Origin of the sequence: Micromonospora sp. NPDC002717, assembly GCF_040295705.1 — a bacterium.
Classification (GTDB): Bacteria; Actinomycetota; Actinomycetes; order Mycobacteriales; family Micromonosporaceae; genus Micromonospora.
In genome coordinates this window covers 162,236-185,510 of sequence record NZ_JBEOVW010000014.1, presented here as the reverse complement: position 1 = coordinate 185,510, position 23,275 = coordinate 162,236, and the positions used below count along the sequence as shown (strand labels likewise).

The window sequence follows — 23,275 nt, the reverse complement described above, 5'->3', positions numbered from 1 at the left end:
TACCGCAGATGAGGAGACGCGAGTCGTGATCCGTACCCATGACGCCGGCAGCCTGCGCGCGACGGACGCCGGCACCACGGTGACGCTCGCCGGCTGGGTTGCCCGCCGGCGCGACCACGGCGGCGTGATCTTCGTGGACCTGCGCGACGGCTCCGGCGTGGTCCAGGTGGTGTTCCGCGAGGAGGACGCGCACGCGCTGCGCAACGAGTTCTGCGTCCGGGTCACCGGCGAGGTGACCCGCCGGCCCGAGGGCAACGAGAACCCGGAGCTGCCGACCGGCGACATCGAGGTGACCGCCGCCGAGCTGGAGGTGCTCTCCGAGGCGGCGCCGCTGCCGCTGCCGGTGGACGACCAGGTGGAGGCCGGCGACGACATCCGGCTGCGTTACCGCTACCTCGACCTGCGCCGCAGCGGCCCGGCGAAGGCGATGCGGCTGCGCTCGCGCGCCAACCAGCTCGCCCGCGCGGTGCTGCACGAGCGGGACTTCCTGGAGATCGAGACGCCGACGCTGACCCGGTCCACCCCGGAGGGTGCCCGCGACTTCCTGGTGCCGGTGCGCCTGCAGCCGGGCAGCTGGTACGCGCTGCCGCAGTCGCCGCAGCTGTTCAAGCAGCTGCTGATGGTCGGCGGCATGGAGCGGTACTACCAGATCGCCCGCTGCTACCGGGACGAGGACTTCCGCGCCGACCGGCAGCCGGAGTTCACCCAGCTCGACATCGAGATGTCGTTCGTCACCGAGGACGACGTGATCGACCTCGGCGAGGCGATCGTCTCGGCGCTCTGGAAGGACCTGGCCGGCCACGAGATCTCCCGGCCGATCCCGCGCATCACCTGGCACGACGCGATGGCCAGGTACGGCTCCGACAAGCCGGACCTGCGCTACGGCGTCGAGCTGACCGAGCTGACCGACTATCTGCGCGGCACCGAGTTCCGGGTCTTCGCCGGGGCCATCGACGCCGGCGGCTACGTGGGCGCGGTCGTCATGCCGGGCGGGGCGGCCCAGAGCCGCAAGGAGCTGGACGGCTGGCAGGACTGGGCCAAGGCGCGCGGCGCGCGCGGCCTCGCGTACGTGGTGCTCGACGCGGAGACCGGCGAGGCGCGCGGGCCGGTGGCGAAGAACCTCTCCGCCGAGCACCTGGGCGGGCTGGCCGACGCGGTCGGCGCCAAGCCGGGCGACGCGGTGTTCTTCGCCGCCAGCGCCAACACCCGGGAGGCGCAGGAACTGCTCGGCGCGGCCCGGATCGAGATCGCCAAGCGGGCCGGCCTGGTCGACGAGAGCGCCTGGGCGTTCTGCTGGGTGGTCGACGCGCCGATGTTCGAGCGTACGGACGAGGGCGGCTGGACGGCCGTGCACCACCCGTTCACCTCGCCGAACGCGGAGTGGGTCGACCGGTTCGAGGAGGCGCCGGACCGGGCGCTGGCCTACGCGTACGACATCGTCTGCAACGGCAACGAGATCGGCGGCGGCTCGATCCGTATCCACCGGGGCGACGTGCAGCAGCGCGTCTTCGACCTGCTCGGCATCACCCCCGAGGAGGCGCAGGACAAGTTCGGCTTCCTGCTGGAGGCGTTCAAGTACGGCGCCCCGCCGCACGGCGGCATCGCCTTCGGCTGGGACCGGGTCTGCATGCTGCTCGCCGGCGCGGACTCGATCCGCGAGGTGATCGCCTTCCCGAAGACCCGGGGCGGCTTCGACCCGCTGACCGGCGCGCCGACGCCGATCACCGCGCAGCAGCGCACCGAGGCCGGCATCGACGCCAAGCCGAAGCCCCCGGCGGCGGCGCACACCGGCACGGCCGGCCCGGCCGCCCCGGTCGCCGACCCGACCTGATCGCGGACACCTGACGATCGCGGGTTCGCATCGTGACGGGCGCGAACCCGCGATCGCCGGCTGAAGGGGGGCGGCGTGACGCTGCTCGTGGTGGGGGCCAGCGGGTACCTCGGCGGTGAGGTCTGCCGGCAGGCGGTCGCGGCGGGGGAGCGGGTGGTCGGGACGTACCACTCGGGCGGGGTCGAGGTGCCCGGCGTCGAGGCGCGCCGCCTGGACGTGACGGACCGGTCCGCCGTGCGCGAGCTGGTCACCCGGGTCCGCCCCGACGCCGTGGTCAGCACCCCCTACCGGTACGCCGAGTGGACGGTGACCGCCGACGGGGCGGCGCACGTCGCGTACGCGGCCGCCGAGGCGGGGGCGCGGCTGGTGCACCTGTCCAGCGACGCGCTGCACGCCGGCCGCCCCGAGCCGTACGCCGACGACGAGCCGCCCAGCCCGGTCTTCCCGTACGGGGCGGCGAAGGCGGCGGCCGAGACCGCCGTGCGGGCGATCGACCCGGGCGCGGCGCTGGTGCGTACCTCCCTGATCGTCGGCGACGAGCGGAGCAAGCAGATCCGGCTCTGCCTCGACGCCCTCGCGGGGCGGGCCGCCCTGTTCACCGACGAGGTCCGCTGCCCGGTCGACGTGGCCGACCTGGCCGCCGCCGTGCTCGACCTGGTCGACAGCCGGTACGCGGGCCCGCTCAACGTGGCCGGCCCGGACGCGGTCAGCCGGGCGGAGATGGGCCTGCTGGTGGCGGCGCGGTTCGGCCTCGACCCGGCCGGGCTGAGGACCACCACCAGCGCCTCCTCGGGCCTCGTCCGCCCCGCCGAGGTGCGCCTCGACTCGTCCCGCGCCGCCGCCCTGCTGCCGACCCGGCTGCGCGGCATCCGCGAGCTGCTCGCTCCCTGACGCCTCCACGTCCGCGTCGCCGCTCAAGCACACTTCCTATGCACAACTATTGTGCATAGGAAGTGTGCACAAGTATTGTGCAAGTCATGGAGAACGCATCACCGGACGCGCTGCGCAACGTCCAGCTCGACCACCGGCAGGTCCGCGTGCTGGCCCACCCGCTGCGGATGCGGCTGCTCGGCACGCTGCGCCTGGACGGCCCGGCCACCGCCACCGCGTTGGCCGAGAAGTTGGACACCAACACCGGGGCGACCAGCTACCACCTGCGCCAGCTCGCCGAGGCGGGGCTGGTCGCCGAGGACCCCGACCGGGGCACCGGCCGCCAGCGGTGGTGGCGGGCGGCGCACGATATCAGCAGCTTCGACCCGACCGACTACGACGACGATCCGGACACCCGGGCGGCGGTGCAGTGGATCCAGGGCGAGCAGGTGCGGCAGATCGTCGAGCTGGCCGAGCGCTGGATGGCCGACGCGCCCGGTCACCCCCCGCAGTGGCGGGACGCCGCCGGCACGAGCGACATGGTGCTGACGCTCAGCCCGGCCCGCCTGGAGGCGCTCAACGGCGAACTGTGGCAGGTGCTGCAGCGCTACCACGACGAGGCGGCCGCCCACGCCGAGCCGGACGCCCGCTCCGTGCACGTCTTCCTGATGGCGTTCCCTCGCGCGGAGGGGAAGCGGTGAGCGCGCTGTCCGTACGCCAGGTCCGGCGGCGCTTCCTGGTGCTGCACGGGCTGCGCTGGCTGCCCATGGGCCTGATGGTTCCCGTGATGATCCTGCTGATGCAGGAGCGCGGCATGTCGCTGTCCCAGATCGGCCTCGTCGCCACCGCCCAGGGCCTGGTCGTCCTCGCGCTGGAGCTGCCCACCGGTGGCTTCGCCGACGCCATCGGGCGCCGCCCGGTCCTGGTCGTGGCCTGGCTGGTCAACCTCGTCTCGCTCGCGCTGTTCGCCGTCGCCGACTCGTTCGCGCTGTTCTTCCTGATCTGGGCGTTGCAGGGCGTGTTCCGGGCGCTGGACAGCGGCCCGCTGGAGTCCTGGTACGTCGACGCCACCCTGGCCGCCGACCCGAAGGCCGACTACGAGCCGGGCCTCGGCCATGCCGGCACCGTCATCGGCGTATCGATCAGCGCCGGGGCGCTGATCGGGGGCGGTCTGGTCGCGCTCGGCCCGATCGGGCCGGTCAGCGCGCTCACCGTGCCGGTGCTGGTCGCGTTCGTGCTCCAGGCGGCGGCCCTGGTCGCCCTGCTGGTGCTGCTGGTGGAGGCCCGCCCCGCGAAGGGCGCCGGGGCGCTGCGGGCGTCGGTCGTCGAGGCGCCGCGGATGGTCGGGCGGGCGGTCGGACTGCTGCGCCGCTCCCGGGTGCTGCTCGCCCTGGTCGCCGTCGAGCTGTTCTGGGGCTTCGGCATGGTCACCTTTGAGTCCCTGCTGCCCCTGCGCCTCACGGAGGTGGTCGGCGACGCCGACCGGGCCGCCGCGCTGTTGGGGCCGGCGAGCTCGGCCGCCTGGCTCGCCTCGGCGGGCGGCGCCGCGCTCACCCCGCTGCTGCTGCGCTGGCCCGGGGCGGCGCCCGGGGCCGCGCTGCTGCGGATCCTGCAGGGCCTCACCGTGGTCGGCATGGGGCTGTTCGCCGGCCCGGTCGGCGTGCTGGTGGCCTACCTCGCCTGCTACACCGTGCACGGCGCGTCGAACCCGCTGCACATGGGGCTGCTGCACCGCCAGGTCGACGGCCCCTACCGGACCAGCGTGCTCTCGCTGAACTCGATGATGGCCCAGCCGGCGGGGGCGCTCGGCGGGGTGGTGCTCATGATGCTGGCCGAGGCCACCAGCATCAGCACCGCCATGTTCGTCGGCGCCGTGGTGCTGGCCGTCGCCGCCCCGCTCTACCTGCCCGCCTGGCGCGCCGGCCGCCGCACCCCGGCCGGCCCCGACCCCGTGCCCGCGTCGGAGGCCGTTCCCGCGTCCAGCCCGCTCCCGGCTCCGGAGGCCGTTGCCGCCCCCGGCCCGGTCTCCGCTCCGGGTGCCGGATCCGCGTCGGGGACCGGTTCCGTCGAGCCGGTGAGTGGGCGGTCGGAGGTGGACGCCGCGTCCGCCCCGGCGTAGGGCGGCTGAGCGTCGGGTGTCGGCGGGCCCCGGGAGAGGGGCCCGCCGGCGCGCTCAGGCCAGGTGCACCGAGCTGCGGGCCAGGGTGCTGGTGAAGCCGAGCCGCCGGTAGAGCCGGATCGCGCCGGCGTTGACGGTGTAGACGCCGAGCGCCACGGTGTCGTGGCGGGCGAACAGCGCCCGGGTCATCCCGGCGGTCAGCGCCGCGCCCAGCCCCCGGCCGCGCCGGTCGGGGGCGACGGTCAGGCCGGCGAGGAAGCCGACGTCGCCCCGGCTGCGGTCCGCCCCGCAGGCGACGATCCGGTCGCCGTCGCGGATGCCGTACCAGTCGACGACCCGGGGGTCGCCCGGACGCGAGGTGGTGGTCGGGAACGCCTCGTCGATCAGCGCCGTCAGCGCCGGGTGGTCGGCCCCGGTGAGCCGGACCACCCGCTCCTCCTCGGGTTGGCGTGGGGGTGCGGCGGCGGTCCAGAGGAAGTCCCACTCGTCGTGCCGGGCCACGGCCAGCCGGCCGGCCAGCGCCGCCGGGTCGAGCCGCGGCAGGTGCAGCCACTGGCCGGACCGGAGCACGCCCCGCGCGACGAGGTCGGCGAAGACGTCGACCGCCGGCCCGGGCGCGCCGATCGCGCCGCCGGCCGGGCCGTGCTCCGCCGGGAGCAGCCAACCCACCGCGTCGTCGCGCCGCCAGCCGCGCGGCTGCTCGCCGAGCCAGAGCGAGTGTCGGGCGTACGGGTGGTGGTCGGCAGCCGCCAGGATGGCGTCCCGCCCCTCCAGGACCTGGTCGGCGATGATCATGTCGCCAGCCTAGAACGCCCGCCGTGCACCCGTCGGCGGACCCGCTCCCGTCGGCGGACACCGGACGGCAGCCAGAACCGGGTGCGGTCCACCGTGGAGATTGGCGAGCGGACCGATTGGGTACATCCCGCGCCGACCTACTGGGAACCCCCACCGGAGGAACGCCATGCTCGCCATTCTCGCGGCGATCGTTTTCGGCTTCGCCCTGCTGCTCGACCTCTTCGACACCAACCTCGGTGCGCCGGACCTGCTGAACCCGTCCACCCTGCTGATGCTGGGCCTGCTGTTGCTCTCCCTCTACCTCGCCGGGGTCGGCAGCGCCCCGCGCGGCGGGGGCGGCGGCCGGTGGTACCGGGGCCGGCGTCCGGGCCGGGGCTGACCGTAAACGATCACCAGCGGTCCCGCCCGACGGCGCGCTTCCGGCGTCGTCGGTCGGGACCGGTACTGTTCTCGTGATGGAGTCCGACGCCCTCTTCTCCCTCGGTGAGCCCGCCGGAGCGCCCCCCGCGCCCGCGGGTTCCGTCGGTGTGGACGGCTTCACGGCGGTGGGGGAGGATTCGCCCCTGCCGGTCCGGATGCGCCCGCGCAGCATCGACGAGCTCGTCGGGCAGGACCACCTGCTCGCGCCGGGCGCCCCGCTGCGCCAGCTGGTCTCCGCCAGCGCGCCGATGTCGGTCATCCTGTGGGGGCCGCCGGGCAGCGGCAAGACGACCATCGCGCACCTGGTGGCCCGGGCCACCGACCGCCGCTTCGTCGCCATGTCGGCGCTCACCGCCGGGGTGAAGGACGTGCGCGCGGTGATCGAGACCGCCCGCCGGCAGCGCCGCTCCGGCGGCCCGCAGACCGTGCTCTTCATCGACGAGGTGCACCGGTTCAGCAAGACCCAGCAGGATTCGTTGCTCGCCGCCGTCGAGGACCGCACCGTCACCCTGCTGGCGGCGACCACCGAGAACCCGTACTTCTCCGTGATCTCACCCCTGCTGTCGCGGTGCGTGCTGCTCACCCTCCAGCCGTTGGACGACGCGGCGGTGCGCGGCCTTTTGCGCCGCGCGGTCGCCGACGAGCGCGGGCTCGGCGGCGCGCTGACCCTGGAGACCGAGGCCGAGGACCACCTCGTCCGCCTCGCGGCCGGTGACGTGCGCAAGGCGCTCACGGCGCTGGAGGCGGCGGCGGCCTCCGCCACGGCGCTCGGCGCCGGGCGGATCGACCTGGCCACCGCCGAGCAGGCGGTCGACGTGGCGGCGGTGCGCTACGACCGCGCCGGCGACGCCCACTACGACGTGACCAGCGCCTTCATCAAGAGCATGCGCGGCTCGGACGTGGACGCGGCGCTGCACTGGCTGGCCCGGATGCTGGTCGCCGGCGAGGACGCCCGGTTCATCGCCCGCCGCCTGGTCATCTTCGCCAGCGAGGACGTCGGCATGGCCGACCCGGCCGCGCTGAGCGTCGCCACCGCCACCGCCCACGCGGTGGAGTACGTCGGGCTGCCCGAGGCGCAGCTCAACCTCGCCCAGGCGGTGATCCACCTGGCCACCGCCCCGAAGTCGAACTCGGCCACCGCCGCGATCGGCGCGGCGATCGCCGACGTGCGGGCCGGCCGAGGCGGGCCGGTGCCCCGCGGGCTGCGCGACGCGCACTACGCCGGCGCCAAGGGGCTGGGCCACGGCACGGGCTACCGCTACCCGCACGACGACCAGCGCGGCGTGGTCACCCAGCAGTACGTCCCCGACGACCTTGTCGGTGCCGACTACTACCGGCCGAGCCAGCACGGTGCGGAGCGGGCCGTGGCCACCCGGCTGCCGCTGCTGCGCCGCATCGTGCGGGGGCTGCCGGCCCCGGCCACGCCCCCGGAGACACCGGTGGGGGTGACGGGCGGATCGGCGGGCAACGGCCGCCGATCGGCGGACACGGGCGGCGCCGGCGCGACGCGAGAGGGCGGCAGTGACGCCGCCGGAGAGGGTCAGCAGTGAGATCGCGTGGTTCGGAGCGACCGGAGGACGGCCCGGACGAGCGGCGCGACTCCCGCGCCAAGGGGCGCCGCTGGGGGCGGGGCAAGGCCGAGGCCGAGCCCGAGGAGCCCATCAGCGGCGAGGAGTTCGGCTGGATCGACGACCTGCGCTCGGCCAAGCAGCAGCGCACCGAGCTGGGGCCGGGCGGGGCGGAGCCGACCCCGCCCCCGGGCGTCCCGACGCCTCCCGACCCTTCCGGGCCGCCCCACCGTGGCCCCGGCCCGGCCGCCGCGCCTCCGGTGCGCCGCGCCGGGGCGGAGTCCCCGCGCCCCCGGCCGGCGGACGGTCCCTGGCCCGGCACGGCGGAGCCCCGGCCGGCCGGCCCGGCGGCCCCCGCCTCCGGTCCCGCACCCGCACCGGAGTCCGCGCTCCGGGCCCCGGCGGCCGGGCGGCCGCAGCCCGGGCCGGACGGGCCCGACCGGCGCCCGCGACCCGACTCGGGCCCCCCGACCGGCCCGCAGGGCGGCCCGGCCACGGGCCGTCAGGGCGGTGCGCCGGGCGGCTCGCGTCCGCCCGTCGGTCCGTTGGTCGATGTGCCCCCCGGCCCGCGTCCGCCCGTCGGCCCGCCGGCCGGTGCGCCCCTCGGCCCGCCGGCCGTGCCCGCCGGTCCGTCGGCGCACTCGCCCGCCGGTCCGCCGGTCCGCCCGCACCCGGGGCCGGCCGGGGCCCCGCGATCCGGGCCGCCCGCGGGTGCGCCGGTGGGCGCTCCGGGCGCTCCGCCTGCCGTGGCGCCGGTGGATCCGCCACCGCCGGGCAGGCGTTCCGGTCGGGCCCCCGCGCCGGGTGCCGCGCCGGCGCCGGGCGCCTCCGGCCGCCCGGGAGGTCCCGTCGGCGCCGCCCGGGTCGCCGTCCCGCCACCCGGTGCCGCCCAGCCGCCCCTCGGCCCGCCGACCGGCGAGTTGCGCGGCAGCCCGACCGGCGAGTTGCGCGGCAGCCCGACCGGTGAGCTGCGCGGCACCCCGACCGGTGAGCTGCGCAGCGCCCCGGCCGACGAGCGTGACCCCCGTGCCGGTCGGCTGCGGCGCGGCCCGGTCGACGCCGGCGGCCCCCAGTCGACCGAGGCGACCGGGAACGCGCCGATGGCCGCCCCGCCGACCGCCGCCCCCGGCGCCGCGTCGGGCGTGGACGCGACCGACCGCCGCCCCGGCCCGGCCGGTCGACGCCGCGCCGCCGAGCCGGACGAGCCGGTGGTACCCCGGTCCGGCAATGCCCCGCCGGTGCCCGGCGCGCCCTCCGCGCCGCCCGGCGTCGGGTCGGCGCCCGCGCAGGGCGGTCCCGCCTCCGCGCCCACCCGCCGTGCGGACGGCGGCCCCACAGCGCCCGGTCGTGCGGACGGCGGCCCCGCGGCGCCGCCCACCGGTCGTGCGGAAGCCTCGGCCGGCCGTGCCCGGGGGCACCGGGCGAGCCCGGACGACGGGGAGAACGCCGGGCCGGGGCGCCGCGCGGCACCCGGCGAGGGGGAATCGGGCCGTCGGCGGCCCGCCCCCGGCGAGCCCCGGGGCGGCCGGCCGGAGCGCCCGGCCGACTGGCTCCGGCAGGCCGGCCGCACCCACCACACCGACCCCGCCCTGCCGACCGTCAAGCCACCGGCGGCGCCGCCCGTCCCGGGCGGCCCGTCGGCGGCATCCGATTCGGAGCAGCGCGGCACCGGGACCGGCCGCGCCGTCGCCGGCCGGGCCCGGCCCGGCGCGCGACCGCCGGTCCCCGGCGACGACACCGGACAGGTGACGGGCCGGGCCCGGCCCGGCTCCGAACCGCCCCGACCGGCCGACGGCGCACCCTCCGGTCCGCCGCCGGCGCGGGGCGCCGCACGACCGGCGTCGGCCGGACCGCTCGAAGGCGAGCCGCGCCCGGGTGGCCGGACCCGTCCCGACGTGCCCCAGGGCGGACCGGTCCGGGGCGCCGCGCGACCCGACGCCGCGCCGGGTCGGGCCGCCGTGCCGCCGCCCGGGGCCCCCGAGGCCGGCGGGATGCCGCCCGGGGCCACCCACGCCGGCGGACCGCCGGCCCCCACGACTCCGCCCGGCACCGCCGGCCCGGGCACCGCGGGACATGTCACCGCCGGCCCGGGCATCGCCGGACCTGGCGCGCCGGCCGGTCCGCGCCGGCCGGGGCACACGCCACCCGGCCCGGGCCGCCCAGGTGCGGGTGTGCCGGGACCCGACGTGGTCCCGCCCGGCCCCGCCCGGCCCGGCAATCCGCCCGGCCCCGCCCGGCCCCCCGCCGAGGGGCGGGACCGGCCCGAGCCGACCTCCGGCGCGGGTTCCCGCCCCGGACCGGCCGGGCCGACCGGCGTGGCCCGCGCCGCCGCCCCGGCACCCCGGCCCGGACCGGAGGACCGCGCCGCCGGGCGCGCCCTGCCGCCGCCCCGTGACCCCGGGCGACCGGAGCCGGCGGGCGTCCCGCCGGTGCCGCCGCCGGGACCCGCCGGCGGGCCGCCGGTGGCCCGGGCTGCCGCCTCGGTCGTACCGCCCGCCGATCCTCCCGCCGTCGGGCCGGGACCGGCGGACGGGCCGGCGCTGCGGCAGGCCGCGGAGCCGGGGTCGCCCGACGACGACGCCCCCGCCCCCGGCGGGCTGCGCGGCGCGCGGTCCGAGCTGCGGCGGCAGATGCGCGAGCGGCGGCGGCTGCGGATGGGCGTCCTGGCCCTGGTCAGCGTGGTGCTCCTGGGCGCGATCCCGCTCTTCTTCGGCATCCGCACGCTCAGCCGCGACCCGGTCTTCGACACCCTCGACGAGCTGGACGTGCCGGGCTGGGCGGCGGCGAAGACGGTCGACGACGTCAGCGGCAGCCGGTGGTGCCTGCTCGACTGCCGGCTGCGCGAACGCACCATCACCTCGGAACGGTCACCGGAGGAGACCGCGCAGGCCTACGAGCGGGCGCTGACCGAGGACGGCTGGCGGCCGTGGCAGGTGACCCGCTGCCCGGAGCAGTCGCCGAAGGGGAGCTACACCTGCTGGCGCCGGGACGAGCTGACCCTCGACCTCTGGGTGCGCGAGCCGACCTGCGCGCCGCCGCCGGTGGACGGGGCACCGGCCGTGGAGTCGCCCGATCCGTCGGCCGCAGCGCAGCAGTGCGCCGGATCGTTGGTGTCGGTGAAGGTCCGCAACGCGATCGACGACGAGCGGACCAGACCGCAGCCGAGCATCGACCCGTCGCTCACGGGCGAGGATCCCTTCCCGACGTTCAGCGAGGATCCGCTCGGCGAACCGACACCCTCACCGTCCTGAGCCGGTTTCCCTCACGGACGGTAGGGTCTGGGGCTGGCGGATCCGCCAGCCCCCGCTGGCCCCTGCGGGTCGCCGGGCGGCGGTGTGGGCACAACGGTCGCGCGTTCCGGGGACGTCCGGTCCCCGGGACCCCTGCTTGAGGAGGACAGGCGTGGACTTTGGAGAGGTCGCGGCGCTGATCGCGGCGATCGCGTTCGCGATGCTGGTGTTGATCCTGACGCTGCCCATCCTGCGGCTGCGGCACACCGTGGACGCGACCACCCGCATGATCAACGACCTCAACGACCGCACCGCGCCGCTGCTGGGCGACGTCAACACCACGGTGAAGAACGTGAACACGACCTTGGAGCAGGTGCAGACCTCCCTGGACGGAGTGAACCTGCAGCTCGCCAAGGTCGACACCATGACCAGCCACGCGCAGAACGTCACCGCCAACGTCGCGAACCTGGCCGCCGTCGTCTCCGCCGCCGCCGCCAACCCGCTGGTCAAGGTGGCCGCCTTCGGCTACGGCGTGCGCAAGGCCGCCGCCGCCCGCCGGCACGCCGAGACCGAGCGCGAGGTACGCGACACCATCAAGCAGCAGCGGCGGGCCGCCAAGCGCGGCAACCGCTGACGGCACGACCAGGAGGGCTGGGGAATGAGGCGCTTGTTCTGGCTCGGCATCGGGCTGGCCGTCGGCGTGGTCGTGGTCCGCAAGGCGACCCGCACCGCGCAGTCGTACACCCCGGCCGGCATCGCCAGCACGTTGTCCGAATCCGCTGGCGGGCTGGCGGAGTCGCTGCGTAGCTTCGTGGAGGACGTCCGGATCGGGATGGCCGAGCGCGAGCGGGAGATCCACGAGGCGTTCGCCCAGGGCGAGGCGTTCGACGACCAGTTCGCCGAGTTGCGGGAGGACCCGCGCATCGGCGACCGAGAAATCTTTCCGGAGGAACACCAGCGATGAAGACGGCGGAGATCAAGCGGCGGTACCTCGCCCACTTCGAGGCGAACGGCCATGCCGTGGTGCCGTCCGCTCCGCTGCCCGCCATCAGCGACCCGAACCTGCTGTTCGTCAACGCCGGCATGGTGCAGTTCGTCCCCTACTTCCTGGGGCAGCAGACCCCGCCGTACCGGCGGGCCGTCAGCGTGCAGAAGTGCATCCGCACGCCCGACATCGACGAGGTCGGCAAGACCAGCCGGCACGGCACGTTCTTCCAGATGAACGGCAACTTCTCCTTCGGTGACTACTTCAAGGACGGGGCGATCCCGCTCGCCTGGGACCTGGTCACCAAGTCGCAGGAGCAGGGCGGGTTCGGCCTCGACCCGGAGCGGATCTGGCCGACGGTCTACCTGGACGACGACGAGGCGTACGACATCTGGCGCTCCGTGGGCGTGCCCGCCCAGCGGATCGTGCGTCGGGGCAAGGCGGACAACTTCTGGTCGATGGGCATCCCCGGCCCGTGCGGCCCGTGCTCGGAGCTGTTCTACGACCGCGGCCCGGAGTACGGCCGCGAGGGCGGCCCGGCGGTCGACGAGGACCGCTACATGGAGTTCTGGAACCTCGTCTTCATGCAGTTCGAGCGGGGCCCGGGCACCGGCAAGGAGGACTACCCGATCCTCGGCGACCTGCCGGCGAAGAACATCGACACGGGCATGGGCCTGGAGCGGATGGCGTCCATCCTCCAGGGCGTCGACAACCTCTACGAGATCGACGAGGTCCGGCCGATCCTCGACAAGGCCGCCGAGCTGACCGGCAAGCGCTACGGCGCCCGTTCCGGCCACGTCGCCAGCGAGTCCCACCCCGACGACGTCCGGCTGCGGGTGATCGCCGACCACGTGCGTACCGCGCTGATGCTGATCGGCGACGGGGTCACCCCGAGCAACGAGGGGCGCGGCTACGTGCTGCGGCGCATCATGCGGCGGGCGATCCGGGCCGTGCGGCTGCTCGGCTGGCAGGAGCGGGCGCTGCCCGAGCTGCTGCCGGTGGCCCGGGACTGCATGTCCCCGTCGTACCCGGAGCTGGCCGCCGACTTCGACCGGATCGCCGACTACGCGTACGCGGAGGAGGACGCGTTCCTGTCCACCCTGCGCGCCGGCACGACGATCCTGGACACGGCGATCGCCGAGACCCGGACCGCCGGCAAGCAGGCGCTCTCCGGCGAGAAGGCGTTCCAGCTGCACGACACGTACGGCTTCCCGATCGACCTGACCCTGGAGATCGCGGCCGAGCAGGGGCTCCAGGTCGACGCCGAGGGCTTCCGCCGGCTGATGGCCGACCAGCGGGCCCGGGCCAAGGCCGACGCCCAGGCGCGCAAGACCGGGCACACCGACCTGTCGGCGTACCGGTCGGTGCTCGACTCGGGCGGGCCGGTGACGTTCACCGGCTACAGCGAGGTGTCCCGGGAGTCGACGGTGCGGGCGGTGCTCGGCGTCGACGGCCCCCGCCAGGCGGCGGTCGAGGGCGACACGGTCGAGCTGGTGCTCGACGCCACCCCGTTCTACGCCGAGGGCGGCGGGCAGCAGCCCGACCTCGGCATGATCACGGTCGGCGGCGGCCAGGTCGAGGTGCTCGACGTGCAGCAGCCGGTGCCCGGCCTGATCGTGCACCGCGCCCGGGTGGTCCGGGGCGAGGTGCGGGCGGGGGAGACCGGCTACGCGGAGATCGACACCACCCGCCGGCGGGCCATCTCCCGGTCGCACACCGCGACCCACCTGGTGCACCAGACCATGCGAAACTTCCTCGGCGAGTCCGCGACCCAGGCCGGTTCGCTGAACGCCCCCGGGCGGCTGCGCTTCGACTTCAACACCCCCACCGGGGTGGCGCCGAGCGTGCTGCGCGACGTCGAGCAGCAGGTCAACGAGGTGCTCCTCGCCGACCTGGAGGTGCACGCCTTCGTCACCTCCCTGGAGGAGGCACGGCGGATCGGCGCGATGGCGCTGTTCGGCGAGAAGTACGGCGAGGAGGTGCGGGTCGTCGAGGTCGGCGACTACGCGCGGGAGCTGTGCGGCGGCACCCACGTCGCCCGCTCGGGCCAGCTCGGCCTGGTCAAGATCCTTTCCGAGTCGTCGATCGGCTCCGGGGTGCGCCGGGTCGAGGCGCTGGTCGGCATGGACGCCTTCCACTTCCTGGCCCGCGAGCACCTGCTGGTGTCCCGCCTCGCCGAGCTGTACCGGGTGCCCAACGACCAGGTCGCCGACCGGGTCGAGCAGACCGTGACGCAGCTGCGCGACGCCGAGAAGGAGCTGGAGAAGCTGCGCGCCCAGCTCGTGCTCGGCGGCGCGGCGGCGCTGGCGGCGCAGGCGAAGGACGTACGCGGGGTCGCGTACGTGGGCACCGAGGCGCCGGAGGGCGCGGCCGGCAACGACGTGCGGACGCTCGCCCAGGAGATCCGGGGCAAGATCGACCCGGCGCGGCCGGCGGTCGTCGCGGTGGCGGCCCGGGCCAACGGCAAGGCGTCCCTGGTGGTCGCGGTGAACCCGGCCGCCCGCAACCGGGGCCTGTCCGCCGCCGACCTGGTCAAGGCGGCCTTCTCCGGGCGCGGGGGCGGCAGCCCCGACCTGGCCCAGGGCGGCGGCCTGCCGGCGGCGGAAGCGCCGAACCTGCTGCTCACGGTCGAGAAGGCGATCGCCGAGGCGTGATGCGAGACCGCAGCGACCAGGGCGGACCGGGATGGTCCGCCCTGGTTCGCCGTTTCTGGGGGAGTTACCGACGGTGAGCGAATTGTCCCACGGCGTCCGGCTCGGCGTGGACGTCGGGCAGGTCCGGGTGGGGGTGTCGCGCTCCGACCCGCACGGGGTGCTGGCCACCCCGCTGGTCACCCTCGCCCGCGACCTCACGGCGGGCCCGGACGCGGTGCCGAGCGACATCGCCGAGCTCGCCGCGCTGGTGGCCGAGCACGAGGCGGTCGAGGTCGTCGTCGGCCTTCCGGTCAATCTCGCCGGCAAGCACGGTCCGGCGGCCGTCCACGCGAAGGCGTACGCTGACCGACTGGCCGATGTAATAGCGCCCGTTCCGGTGGCGCTCACCGACGAGAGGATGTCCACGGTCGTGGCGTCTCGTAGGCTTGCCGAGCGTGGTGTCCGGGGGAAACGGCAACGGGCGGTGGTCGACCAGGCTGCCGCGGTGGAGATTCTGCAGAGCTGGCTGGACGCGCAGCGGAGGCGGACACGATGATCGACGATCTGGACCTCGGGTTCGACGAGCAGGACCGGGGGGAGAAGGGCAAACACCGGCGCAGCGCCATGCGTAAGCGCGACGGGCGCTCCGGCGGCGGGCGGGGCAAGACCGTCCTGGCGCTGCTGCTCGCCCTCGTCCTGCTGGGCTCGATCGGGGGCGGCGCCTTCTACGGCTTCGACCGGATCCAGGGCTACTTCGTCACGCCCGACTACGACGGCGCGGGCACCGGCGAGGTGACCGTCGAGATCAAGCAGGGCGCGCTGATCGCCGACATGGCCGACGCGCTGGTCGCCGCCGACGTGGTGAAGAGCGCCAAGGCGTTCATCGAGGCTGCCGAGGCCAACTCGCGCAGCAAGAACATCCAGCCCGGCACCTACAAGCTGCGTAAGCAGATGAGCGGCGAGAGCGCGGTCACCGCGATGCTCGACCTGAAGAACCGGATCGTCAACGGGGTCACCATCCCGGAGGGCCGGACGGCGAAGAACGTCTACCAGCTGCTCTCCAAGGAGACCAAGATCCCGGTGAAGGACTTCGAGGCGGCGGCGAAGGACCCGCTCGCGCTCGGCGTGCCGGACTGGTGGTTCAAGCGCACCGACGGCAAGAAGGTCAAACCGTCGATCGAGGGCTTCCTCTACCCCGACACCTACGAGATCCCGCCGAAGGCGACCGCGGAGACCATCTTGACGCTGATGGTCGAGAACTTCCTCGCCGTCACCGGCGAGATGCAGTTCGCCGACCGGGTGCAGAAGGAGCGCGGCGGCATCAGCCCGTACGAGGCGCTGATCGTCGCGTCGCTGGCCCAGGCCGAGGCCGGAAACAAGGACGACCTGGGCAAGGTCGCCCGGGTGGCGTACAACCGGGTGTTCGGCGAGTTTCCCTGCAACTGCCTGGAGATGGACGTCACGGTCAACTACTACCTGGAGCTGACCGGCCAGGACACCAAGACCTCCGCCCAGATGACCGAGGAGGAGCTGCTCGACACCAAGAACCCGTACAGCCGCAAGCTGCGGGGCTTGGTGCCCACCCCGATCAACAACCCGGGCAAGCAGGCCATGGAGGGCGCGATGGACCCTCCGGACGGCAAGTGGCTCTTCTTCGTGGCGATCGACAAGCAGGGGCACTCGGCCTTCGCGGAGACGATCGAGGAGCACGAGCGGAACAAGGTCAAGGCCAAGGAGGCCGGGGTCATCTGATGATGGCTGTACGGCGGGCAGGGGTGCTCGGGAAGCCCATCGCGCACTCCCTCTCCCCGGTGATCCACAACGCCGGCTACGCGGCGGCGGGGCTGGCCGGGTGGTCGTACACCCGGATCGAGTGCGCGGCGGCGGAGTTGCCGGACGTGGTCGCCGGCCTGGGCCCGGAGTGGGCCGGGCTGTCGGTGACGATGCCGGGCAAGGAGGCGGCGCTCGCGGTGGCCGACGAGGTCTCGCCGGTCGCCGCCGCCGTCGGCGCCGCCAACACGCTGGTACACCGGCCGGACGGCTCCTGGTACGCCGACAACACCGACGTCGTCGGCATGGTTGAGGTGCTCACCGACGCCGGGGTGCGCCCCGGCGCGACGGTGACGGTGCTGGGCGCGGGCGGCACGGCGCGGGCGGCGGTGGCGGCGGCCGGCCGGCTGGACGCCCGCGCGGTGACCGTGGTGGCCCGCCGGCCGGCGGCGGTCGAGGAGCTGCTCCCGGTGGCGCGCGCGGTCGGCGTGGCGATGGCCGGCGCGACCTGGGCCGACGCGGCCGACCGGTGCCGCGCCGACGTGGTGGTCTCGACCGTGCCGAAGGGCGTCGCCGACCCGCTCGCGGAGACCGTCGCCTGGCGGCCGGAGACGGTGCTCTTCGACGCGCTCTACGACCCGTGGCCCACGCCGCTGGCCGCGTCCGCCCAGGCCGCCGGCTGCCGGATCGTCTCCGGGCTCGACCTCCTCCTGGCCCAGGCGGTCGGCCAGTTCGAGCACTTCACGGGCGTCACCGCGCCCCGGGCGGCGATGGCCGCCGCGCTGGCCGCCGCCCGCGCCGCCTGACCGTCCCCGCCGGACGGGAGCGTCCCCTGTGGTTGTCCAGGGCATCCTTAGGCGACGGTTAAGACGCGCTTACGTCCCGCTGTCCTGCCCGCGTCGGGTGGTGGTCGTGGATACGCTGCTGAGCGTCACCGCCCGAGACACAGGGAGTGTTCCTTGAGTAGGCACGGACTGCACCGCCGCACCCGGCACCACGGCCCTCGGCGCAAGGCCGTGCTGCTCGGCGTCGTCGGCACCACCGTGGTCGTCGGCATCGCCGCCACCACGGTGCCGCTGCTGGCCGCCGACGACATGTCGATCCGGGCGACGGCGGACACCACGGCGACGACGGTGCCGCAGGACGGCGACAACGGCGCGAAGAGCACGCTGGCGACCTGCGCCGCCCGCTGCGACGGCAACCCGCGAGGGGCCCGGGAGGCGGTCATCCGGTTCGCGGTGACCAGCCTGCCGGCGTCCGCCGTCAACGTCAGGGCCACGCTGCGGGTGCACGCCTGGCAGAGGTTCCCCGCGACGGTGACCGCGCACGCGTCCACAGCCGACGCCGGCGCGGCGCGCCCGGCGCCGACGCCGCCGGGCCCGGCCCTGGACGCCGTGTCCCCGGTGGCGGCGGGCTTCAACGAGTGGGACGTCTCGGCCCTGGTCAGGGGGAACGGCACCTGGACGGTCTCGCTGGCCCAGACCGGCCTGGAGACCCGGATCTACTGGGCGTCGACGGAGAACCGCAACCCCGACCTGCGCCCGCGCCTGGAGATCCGCTACGACGTCGGCACCCCGCCCACGCCGGCGGTCACCAGCGCCGCGCCCTCGCCGAGCCGGACGGTGGCGCCCACGCCCGCGCCACGGCCGACCCCCAGCGCCGGCCCGACCCGTGCCACGCCGCGCCCGTCGGCGAGCCCGTCGGGCGGCACCGGGCGGTGCGGCGAGGTGTCGGGCAAGCTGGTCCCCTCGTGCGGTGCCTGGTGGGGGATGTACTCCCCGGCCGGCGCGGCCGACGGGTGGGACCACGGGGCGGCGGTCGCCGAGGTGGAGGCGCAGGTCGGGCGGAAGTTCGACATCGTGCACCGCTACCACGACTTCTCCGGCACCGGCAGCAACGGCGCGTTCCCGGACGCCTACCAGCGGCAGCAGATGCGCGAGGGTCGGCTGATGTTCTTCGCCTGGGAGTCCCGCATCTTCTCCTCCGGCACCGTGCTGACCTGGCGTGACGTCTACAGTGGCCGGTACGACGCCACCATCGACGCGGTCGCCGGCCGGATCCGCGACACCGGCGTGCCGGTCTTCATGGGCTTCGACCACGAGCCGGAGGACGAGCCGGCGAAGGGCAGCGACGCCGACTTCGTCCGCGCCTGGCGGCACGTGCACGACCGCTTCGCCGCGGCGGGCGCCCACAACGCCGTCTGGGTGTGGACGATGATGGGCTGGTCCGGCCACTACGACCGGTACGCCGCCCTCTACCCCGGCGACCGGTACGTCGACTGGGTGGGCTACGACCCGTACAACTTCCACGTCTGCAACGGCAGCACGGTGTGGAAGAGCCCCGCCACCACCATCGGCCGCTTCTACCGGTGGCTGGACGAGCACCGCCTCGGCGTCGGCAAGCCGCGGATGCTCGCCGAGTTCGGCACCAACTTCAACGCGGCCGACCCGGACGCCAAGCGGCGCTGGTTCGAGGAGTTCCCGGCGGCGCTCAAGGCGCACCCGAAGATCAAGGCCGCGATCTACTTCAACTCCGCCGGGATGACCCGCCGGACGAGCACGTGCGACATGACGATGAACCACGACGCCTCGGCGGTGGCCGGGTTCGCCCGCGCGGGTCGCGACAGCTACCTGCGGCAGCCCACCGGAGGCAGTCGCTGACCGCCGGCACAGGCCGGCGGACGACCGGAAGAGTCGGACATCCGACAGAACACGCGGTCTGTCGCTTGCGGAGGCACTGACCGCCCAATCGGCGGATATCGCCGAGCCGGGTGGGCGAGGCACGCTACGCGGGTCTTCTTCCACCTTGGAGGCGTAGCGTGCCCGAAATCCCGCGCTTCCGGCGATCCGCCGGATTCCGCACCCGGGCGGGGGTGGTCGCGCTGGTGACCGTCGCCGCCGTGCTGGCCGTCCCCACCGGGGCCTCCGCCGCCGTGGTGCCGGCCCCCGAACCGGCGACCCTGGTCTCGGCGAACCCCGCCGACGCCACCCCCCACGCCCGGGACGGCGAGACCCGCGCCTTCGCGCAGGTCGGCTCCATGGTGTACGTCGGCGGCAGCTTCACCCAGATCCGGCAGACCGCCAGCGCGGCGTGGACGACGCAGCGCTACCTCTTCGCGTACGACCGGGCCACCGGGACGATCTCGACCGCCTTCCTGCCGGTGCTCGACGGCGCGGTCAACACGCTCGTCGCCGGGCCCGACGGCACGCTGATCGTCGGCGGCGCGTTCAAGACCGTCAACGGCGTCTCGCGTAAGAACCTGGTGGCGCTCGACCCGGCCACCGGCGCGATCGTCGACAGCTGGGTCGGCCGCTCCGACGGCGGCACCGTCCGCGACCTGGCCCTGCACGGCAACCACCTCTACGTGGCCGGCGCGTTCAACTGGCTCAACGGCACCGCGCACGCCGGCCTGGGCCGGCTCGACGCCACCACCGGCGCGATCGACCCGACCTTCAACGTCAACGCCACCGTCGGGCGCCACGACACCACCTCGTACGTCTGGACCATCGACGTCGCCCCCGACGGCGCCACCCTGGCCGTCGGCGGCAACTTCATGTACGTCAACGACCTGCCGCGCAACCAGATGGCGCTGGTCGACCTGTCCGGCACGCCGACCCTGCTCGACTGGAGCACCGAGAAGTTCGTGCCGCCGTGCGCGTCGCCGGCGACCTTCGTGCACTACGTGCAGGACGTCAAGTTCGGCGCCGACAGCAGCTGGTTCGTCGTCGGCACCAACGGCGGCGCGGGCTGGCCGGCCGCGTACTGCGACGCGCTGGTGCGGTTCGAGACCGCGGCCCGGGGCGCCGGCCAGCTCGGCACCTGGGTCGACTACACCGGCAACGACACCATCACCTCCGTCGAGGTCGCCGACAACGTCATCTACCTCGGCGGGCACTTCCGCTGGCTGAACAACCCGAACGCCAGCGACCGGGCCGGTGCCGGCGCGATCGACCGGCTCGGCATCGCCGCGGTCACCCCGGCCACCGGCATGCCGGTGAACTGGAACCCCCGCCGCAGTGGCAGCGCGTCGATGCCGGCCGGCACCAGCAACTGGGGCTCCTCGGTGCCGGTGCTCTGGCGCGGCAGCGACGGCCTCTACTTCGGCCACAACTCCGACGGCATGGGCAACGAGTACCACGGCCGGCTCGGCATGTTCCCGCTGGCCGGCGGGCGCACCATCACCCCGAAGAACCCGCCGACCGCGACCACCGGCAACCTCTACGTCGGCACCGGGCCCGGCGAGCTGGCGAAGGTGCCGTTCGACGGCACCGCGGTCGGTGCCCCGACCACCGTCAGCCAGCCGAACTACACGGCGGCCGGCGCGACCTGGCGGGTGGCCGACCGGATCTACTGGTCGCACGCGGTCGCCGGCACCCCCACCGGCAGCCGGATCGACATCTCGATGTTCAACGGGGGCGCGATCGGCGTGCCGTGGGAGGCGTCCGGCTACAACGACTGGTTCAACCCGGCGGCGATGACCGGCGCGTTCTATCTCGACGGTCGCCTCTACTACACCCGGACGGGCGCCAGCGGCCTCTACTACCGGTACTTCGAGATCGACGGCAACTACCTCGGCGCCACCGAGTTCACCCTGCCCACCACCGGCGTCACCTGGTCGACCGTGCGCGGCATGGCCTGGGTCGGCGGCAGGATCGTGTACGGCGGCACCGACGGGACGCTGCGCAGCGTGCCGTTCGACCCGACGGCCGCCCCGGCGGTCGACGGTGCGGCGGCGACGGTGATCTCCCCGGCGGTCGCCGGGGTGACGTGGTCGACCCCGTCGACGTTCTTCTCCGTGCAGTGAGGGTCGACCGTTCGTAACGGGACGTCGGTAGATTGTTCACGTTGGGCCGGTGACGGATCAGCCGTCGCCGGCCCCACGACGTGGGGAGGGTCGTTGGTCGGCGCGGGTGGCATCCGCCGAGGGCTCCCGGTGCGGGTCGTCTTCGCGGTCAAGCGCGGCTGGTACCGGCTGCGCTACCCCCGGTTGAGGCTGGGCCGGGGCGTGGAGATCCGCGGCCGGATCCGGCTGCGCCGGGGCGTACGGGTGAGCATCGGCGACCGCACCCGGGTGAACAAGCTGGTCCGCTTCGCCGGCCCCGGCGAGGTGACGGTCGGCGCCGACTGCCTGCTGAACGCCACCTGGATCGGCACCTGGACGTCGGTCACGATCGGCGACCGGTGCCTGCTCTCGGACTGCGAGCTGCTGGACAACGACTTCCACAACCTGCCGCCCGAGCGGCGGCACGACCCGCCCGTCCCGGCCACCCGCGCCCCGATCACGATCGAGGACAACGTGTGGATCGGGGCGCACGCCCTGGTGATGAAGGGCGTGCGGATCGGCCGGGACAGCGTCGTGGGCGCCGCCACGGTGGTGCGTACGGACGTGCCGCCGCGCGTCGTGGTCGCCGGAAATCCACAACAGACGGTGAAGAAGTTCCATGACTGATGTTCCTCCCGCTTCCTGGTCCGCCGACGTCCCCACCGGTGGCGGGGCGGGCCGCACCGTCACGCTGACCGACCTGCTCCGCGTGCCGTTGCACCGGATCCGGCTGGTGGCGGCCGTCGCCGCGCTCGGCCTGGCCGCCGCGCTCGGCTACGTGCTCCTCGTCCCCGCCGCGGTGACCGCCAGCGCGGTCGTGGCGGTCCGCCCCGTCGTCACCGACGCGTTCACGCCCAGCGGGGCCAACGCCGAGCGGGCGGTGAACATGAACGTGGAGAGCGGCATCGCCACCGGCACCGACGTGGTGCAGCGGCTCGCCGAGGCGGGCGGGCTGGACCCGCGCGAGGTGCGCGACGCGCTGGAGGTGGAGGTGCCCACCGGCGGGCAGATCCTGCGCTTCGTCTACTCGGCCCCCACGGCCGAGCAGGCGGTGGAGAGTGTCAACCTGGCCGCCCGGGCCTACCTGGACGTGCGCCGGGCGATGTACGAGAAGCAGCGGGCGGAGATGCTGCGCTCGTACGACGAGAGCATCAGCAAGGTGGCCGCCCAGCAGGCCGCCCTGCAGAAGCGGGTCAACAACGCCCGGGAGGGCGCCGTCGACGCGGCGGTGACCGAGCTGGCCGGCATCAACAACCAGCTCACCCAGCTCAACGCGGCGCGTACGGAGATCGCCGCCGTCGACGTCAACCCCGGCTGGGTCACCCAGACCGCCGAGCGGGCCCTGGCCTCCTCCGCCGGCAACCGCCCGCTCTACCTGCTCGCCGGCCTGCTCGGCGGGACGCTGCTCGGCGTGGTGCTGGCGTACGCCTGGGAGTCCGTCGACCGGCGGATCCGGTCGGTGGACGACGGGCGCGACGCCACCGGCCTGCCGCTGCTCGGCACGGTGCGCAGCCGCAGGTGGCGCGGTCGCAAGGAGGCGATCGACGCCGACATCCGGTACGTGGCGATGGCGATCGCCGAGCGGGTGCGCCAGCCCGCCCGGGTGTCGCTGCTGACCTCCCGCGAGGAGGACGCGACGGCCATCACCGCCGGGCTGGCGGTGGCCCTGGCGGCGGTCGGCCGGGAGGTCTTCGTCGCCGACGACAGCGGCCGCGCCGACCGGCTGCGCGACACGGTGCTCGCCGACCGGGAGCGGCTGCCCGCCGCGGCCGACCCGTCCCGTCCCGCCGTCCCCAAGCCCCGCCCGGCCGGCTCCGTGGACGCGGCAGCCGCCGGCACGTCCCCGCCGGCGGCCCGCCGCCCGTCGCCGCACCCGCCCGGCGCGCGCCCGTCCACCGACCCGGACGCCACGCTCACCCTGCCCCGGGTCGCCTCCTCGGCGAGCGGCGGGAACAGTCGGGTGACGGGCGCCGACCCGGTGACCGTGGGCGCGGGCAGCGTCCGGTTCGGCACCTGGCGGCAGGGCGCCGACCACACCCTCGTGCTGTTCAACGCTCCGCCGGCCGAGTCAGACGAGCGCGGCGTCGCCGTCGCCCGGCAGGGCACGGCGGTGGTGGTGGTCGAGCGCGACCGCACCCGGCAGAACGACCTGCGCCGGCTCGTGGAGCGGCTGCGCGCCGCCGGGGTCACCCCGCTCGGCTTCGTGCTGACCCGCAGCGGCCGGGGCTGAGC

At 75.1% G+C, this 23,275-nt stretch carries 18 protein-coding genes; 17 read left to right on the top strand and 1 reads right to left on the bottom strand.

Features of this window, described 5'->3' with window-relative positions:
- Window positions 1-25 precede the first annotated feature (25 nt).
- From aspS to ABT006_RS21775, 4 genes are all read left to right on the top strand, one after another.
- Complete coding sequence (gene aspS, locus ABT006_RS21790) at window positions 26-1,831, top strand: aspartate--tRNA ligase (protein WP_350709007.1); 1,806 nt, start codon at window positions 26-28, stop codon at window positions 1,829-1,831.
- Between the two features lie 75 nt (window positions 1,832-1,906).
- Entirely contained in the window at window positions 1,907-2,722 is an 816-nt protein-coding gene (locus ABT006_RS21785) for an SDR family oxidoreductase (RefSeq protein ID WP_350709005.1), read from the top strand.
- Window positions 2,723-2,808: 86 nt separating this feature from the next.
- Window positions 2,809-3,402 carry an ArsR/SmtB family transcription factor gene (locus tag ABT006_RS21780; RefSeq protein ID WP_350709003.1) on the top strand — a complete coding sequence of 198 codons (594 nt, stop codon included), beginning with the start codon at window positions 2,809-2,811 and terminating at the stop codon, window positions 3,400-3,402.
- Complete coding sequence (locus ABT006_RS21775) at window positions 3,399-4,820, top strand: MFS transporter (protein WP_350709001.1); 1,422 nt, start codon at window positions 3,399-3,401, stop codon at window positions 4,818-4,820. Before ABT006_RS21780 ends, ABT006_RS21775 begins: the two co-directional genes overlap by 4 nt.
- A gap of 54 nt (window positions 4,821-4,874) precedes the next feature.
- On the opposite strand, the gene ABT006_RS21770 is transcribed toward ABT006_RS21775, so the two are convergent.
- Window positions 4,875-5,615: a GNAT family N-acetyltransferase gene (locus tag ABT006_RS21770; protein ID WP_350708999.1), complete on the bottom strand. Its 741-nt coding sequence runs from the start codon at window positions 5,613-5,615 to the stop codon at window positions 4,875-4,877.
- A gap of 166 nt (window positions 5,616-5,781) precedes the next feature.
- Between ABT006_RS21770 and ABT006_RS21765 the strand changes: the two genes are divergently transcribed.
- The 13 genes from ABT006_RS21765 to ABT006_RS21705 all read left to right on the top strand — a co-directional run bounded on the left by ABT006_RS21765 (window position 5,782) and on the right by ABT006_RS21705 (window position 23,273).
- A complete protein-coding gene (locus ABT006_RS21765; protein WP_350708997.1) occupies window positions 5,782-5,994 on the top strand; it encodes a hypothetical protein in 213 nt (70 codons plus the stop codon).
- A gap of 76 nt (window positions 5,995-6,070) precedes the next feature.
- Window positions 6,071-7,585, top strand: a complete 1,515-nt coding sequence (locus ABT006_RS21760) for a replication-associated recombination protein A (protein ID WP_350708996.1) — start codon at window positions 6,071-6,073, stop codon at window positions 7,583-7,585.
- 2,648 nt (window positions 7,586-10,233) lie between these two features.
- Entirely contained in the window at window positions 10,234-10,854 is a 621-nt protein-coding gene (locus ABT006_RS21755) for a hypothetical protein (protein WP_350709069.1), read from the top strand.
- 151 nt (window positions 10,855-11,005) lie between these two features.
- Window positions 11,006-11,467 carry a DUF948 domain-containing protein gene (locus ABT006_RS21750; protein ID WP_350708994.1) on the top strand — a complete coding sequence of 154 codons (462 nt, stop codon included), beginning with the start codon at window positions 11,006-11,008 and terminating at the stop codon, window positions 11,465-11,467.
- Between the two features lie 24 nt (window positions 11,468-11,491).
- Window positions 11,492-11,797, top strand: coding sequence for a hypothetical protein (locus ABT006_RS21745; protein ID WP_350708992.1), 306 nt, complete (start codon window positions 11,492-11,494; stop codon window positions 11,795-11,797).
- The gene (gene alaS, locus ABT006_RS21740; RefSeq protein ID WP_350708990.1) at window positions 11,794-14,472 is read left to right on the top strand and encodes an alanine--tRNA ligase; all 2,679 of its coding nucleotides are present in this window, start codon (window positions 11,794-11,796) and stop codon (window positions 14,470-14,472) included. Before ABT006_RS21745 ends, alaS begins: the two co-directional genes overlap by 4 nt.
- Window positions 14,473-14,545: 73 nt before the next feature.
- Window positions 14,546-15,007, top strand: a complete 462-nt coding sequence (ruvX, locus tag ABT006_RS21735) for a Holliday junction resolvase RuvX (protein ID WP_350708988.1) — start codon at window positions 14,546-14,548, stop codon at window positions 15,005-15,007.
- Window positions 15,004-16,203 carry an endolytic transglycosylase MltG gene (gene mltG, locus ABT006_RS21730; protein ID WP_350708986.1) on the top strand — a complete coding sequence of 400 codons (1,200 nt, stop codon included), beginning with the start codon at window positions 15,004-15,006 and terminating at the stop codon, window positions 16,201-16,203. Before ruvX ends, mltG begins: the two co-directional genes overlap by 4 nt.
- On the top strand, window positions 16,203-17,027 hold the full coding sequence (locus ABT006_RS21725) for a shikimate dehydrogenase (RefSeq protein ID WP_350708984.1): 825 nt from the start codon (window positions 16,203-16,205) through the stop codon (window positions 17,025-17,027). Before mltG ends, ABT006_RS21725 begins: the two co-directional genes overlap by 1 nt.
- Window positions 17,028-17,180: 153 nt before the next feature.
- Entirely contained in the window at window positions 17,181-18,881 is a 1,701-nt protein-coding gene (locus ABT006_RS21720) for a glycosyl hydrolase (RefSeq protein ID WP_350708982.1), read from the top strand.
- A gap of 212 nt (window positions 18,882-19,093) precedes the next feature.
- Window positions 19,094-21,025, top strand: coding sequence for a hypothetical protein (locus tag ABT006_RS21715; protein WP_350709067.1), 1,932 nt, complete (start codon window positions 19,094-19,096; stop codon window positions 21,023-21,025).
- A gap of 93 nt (window positions 21,026-21,118) precedes the next feature.
- Complete coding sequence (locus ABT006_RS21710) at window positions 21,119-21,670, top strand: acyltransferase (RefSeq protein ID WP_350708980.1); 552 nt, start codon at window positions 21,119-21,121, stop codon at window positions 21,668-21,670.
- Entirely contained in the window at window positions 21,663-23,273 is a 1,611-nt protein-coding gene (locus tag ABT006_RS21705; protein WP_350708978.1) for a lipopolysaccharide biosynthesis protein, read from the top strand. Before ABT006_RS21710 ends, ABT006_RS21705 begins: the two co-directional genes overlap by 8 nt.
- The last annotated feature ends 2 nt before the right edge of the window (window positions 23,274-23,275 follow it).

Excerpts from the sequence above, each read along its gene's own strand:
- ABT006_RS21780 (WP_350709003.1), top strand. The coding sequence starts at position 2,809 with ATGGAGAACGCATCACCGGACGCGCTGCGCAACGTCCAGCTCGACCAC.
- ABT006_RS21770 (WP_350708999.1), bottom strand. The coding sequence starts at position 5,615 with ATGATCATCGCCGACCAGGTCCTGGAGGGGCGGGACGCCATCCTGGCG.
- ABT006_RS21765 (WP_350708997.1), top strand. The coding sequence starts at position 5,782 with ATGCTCGCCATTCTCGCGGCGATCGTTTTCGGCTTCGCCCTGCTGCTC.
- ABT006_RS21760 (WP_350708996.1), top strand. The coding sequence starts at position 6,071 with ATGGAGTCCGACGCCCTCTTCTCCCTCGGTGAGCCCGCCGGAGCGCCC.
- ABT006_RS21755 (WP_350709069.1), top strand. The coding sequence starts at position 10,234 with ATGCGCGAGCGGCGGCGGCTGCGGATGGGCGTCCTGGCCCTGGTCAGC.
- ABT006_RS21745 (WP_350708992.1), top strand. The coding sequence starts at position 11,492 with ATGAGGCGCTTGTTCTGGCTCGGCATCGGGCTGGCCGTCGGCGTGGTC.
- alaS (WP_350708990.1), top strand. The coding sequence starts at position 11,794 with ATGAAGACGGCGGAGATCAAGCGGCGGTACCTCGCCCACTTCGAGGCG.
- mltG (WP_350708986.1), top strand. The coding sequence starts at position 15,004 with ATGATCGACGATCTGGACCTCGGGTTCGACGAGCAGGACCGGGGGGAG.
- ABT006_RS21725 (WP_350708984.1), top strand. The coding sequence starts at position 16,203 with ATGATGGCTGTACGGCGGGCAGGGGTGCTCGGGAAGCCCATCGCGCAC.
- ABT006_RS21705 (WP_350708978.1), top strand. The coding sequence starts at position 21,663 with ATGACTGATGTTCCTCCCGCTTCCTGGTCCGCCGACGTCCCCACCGGT.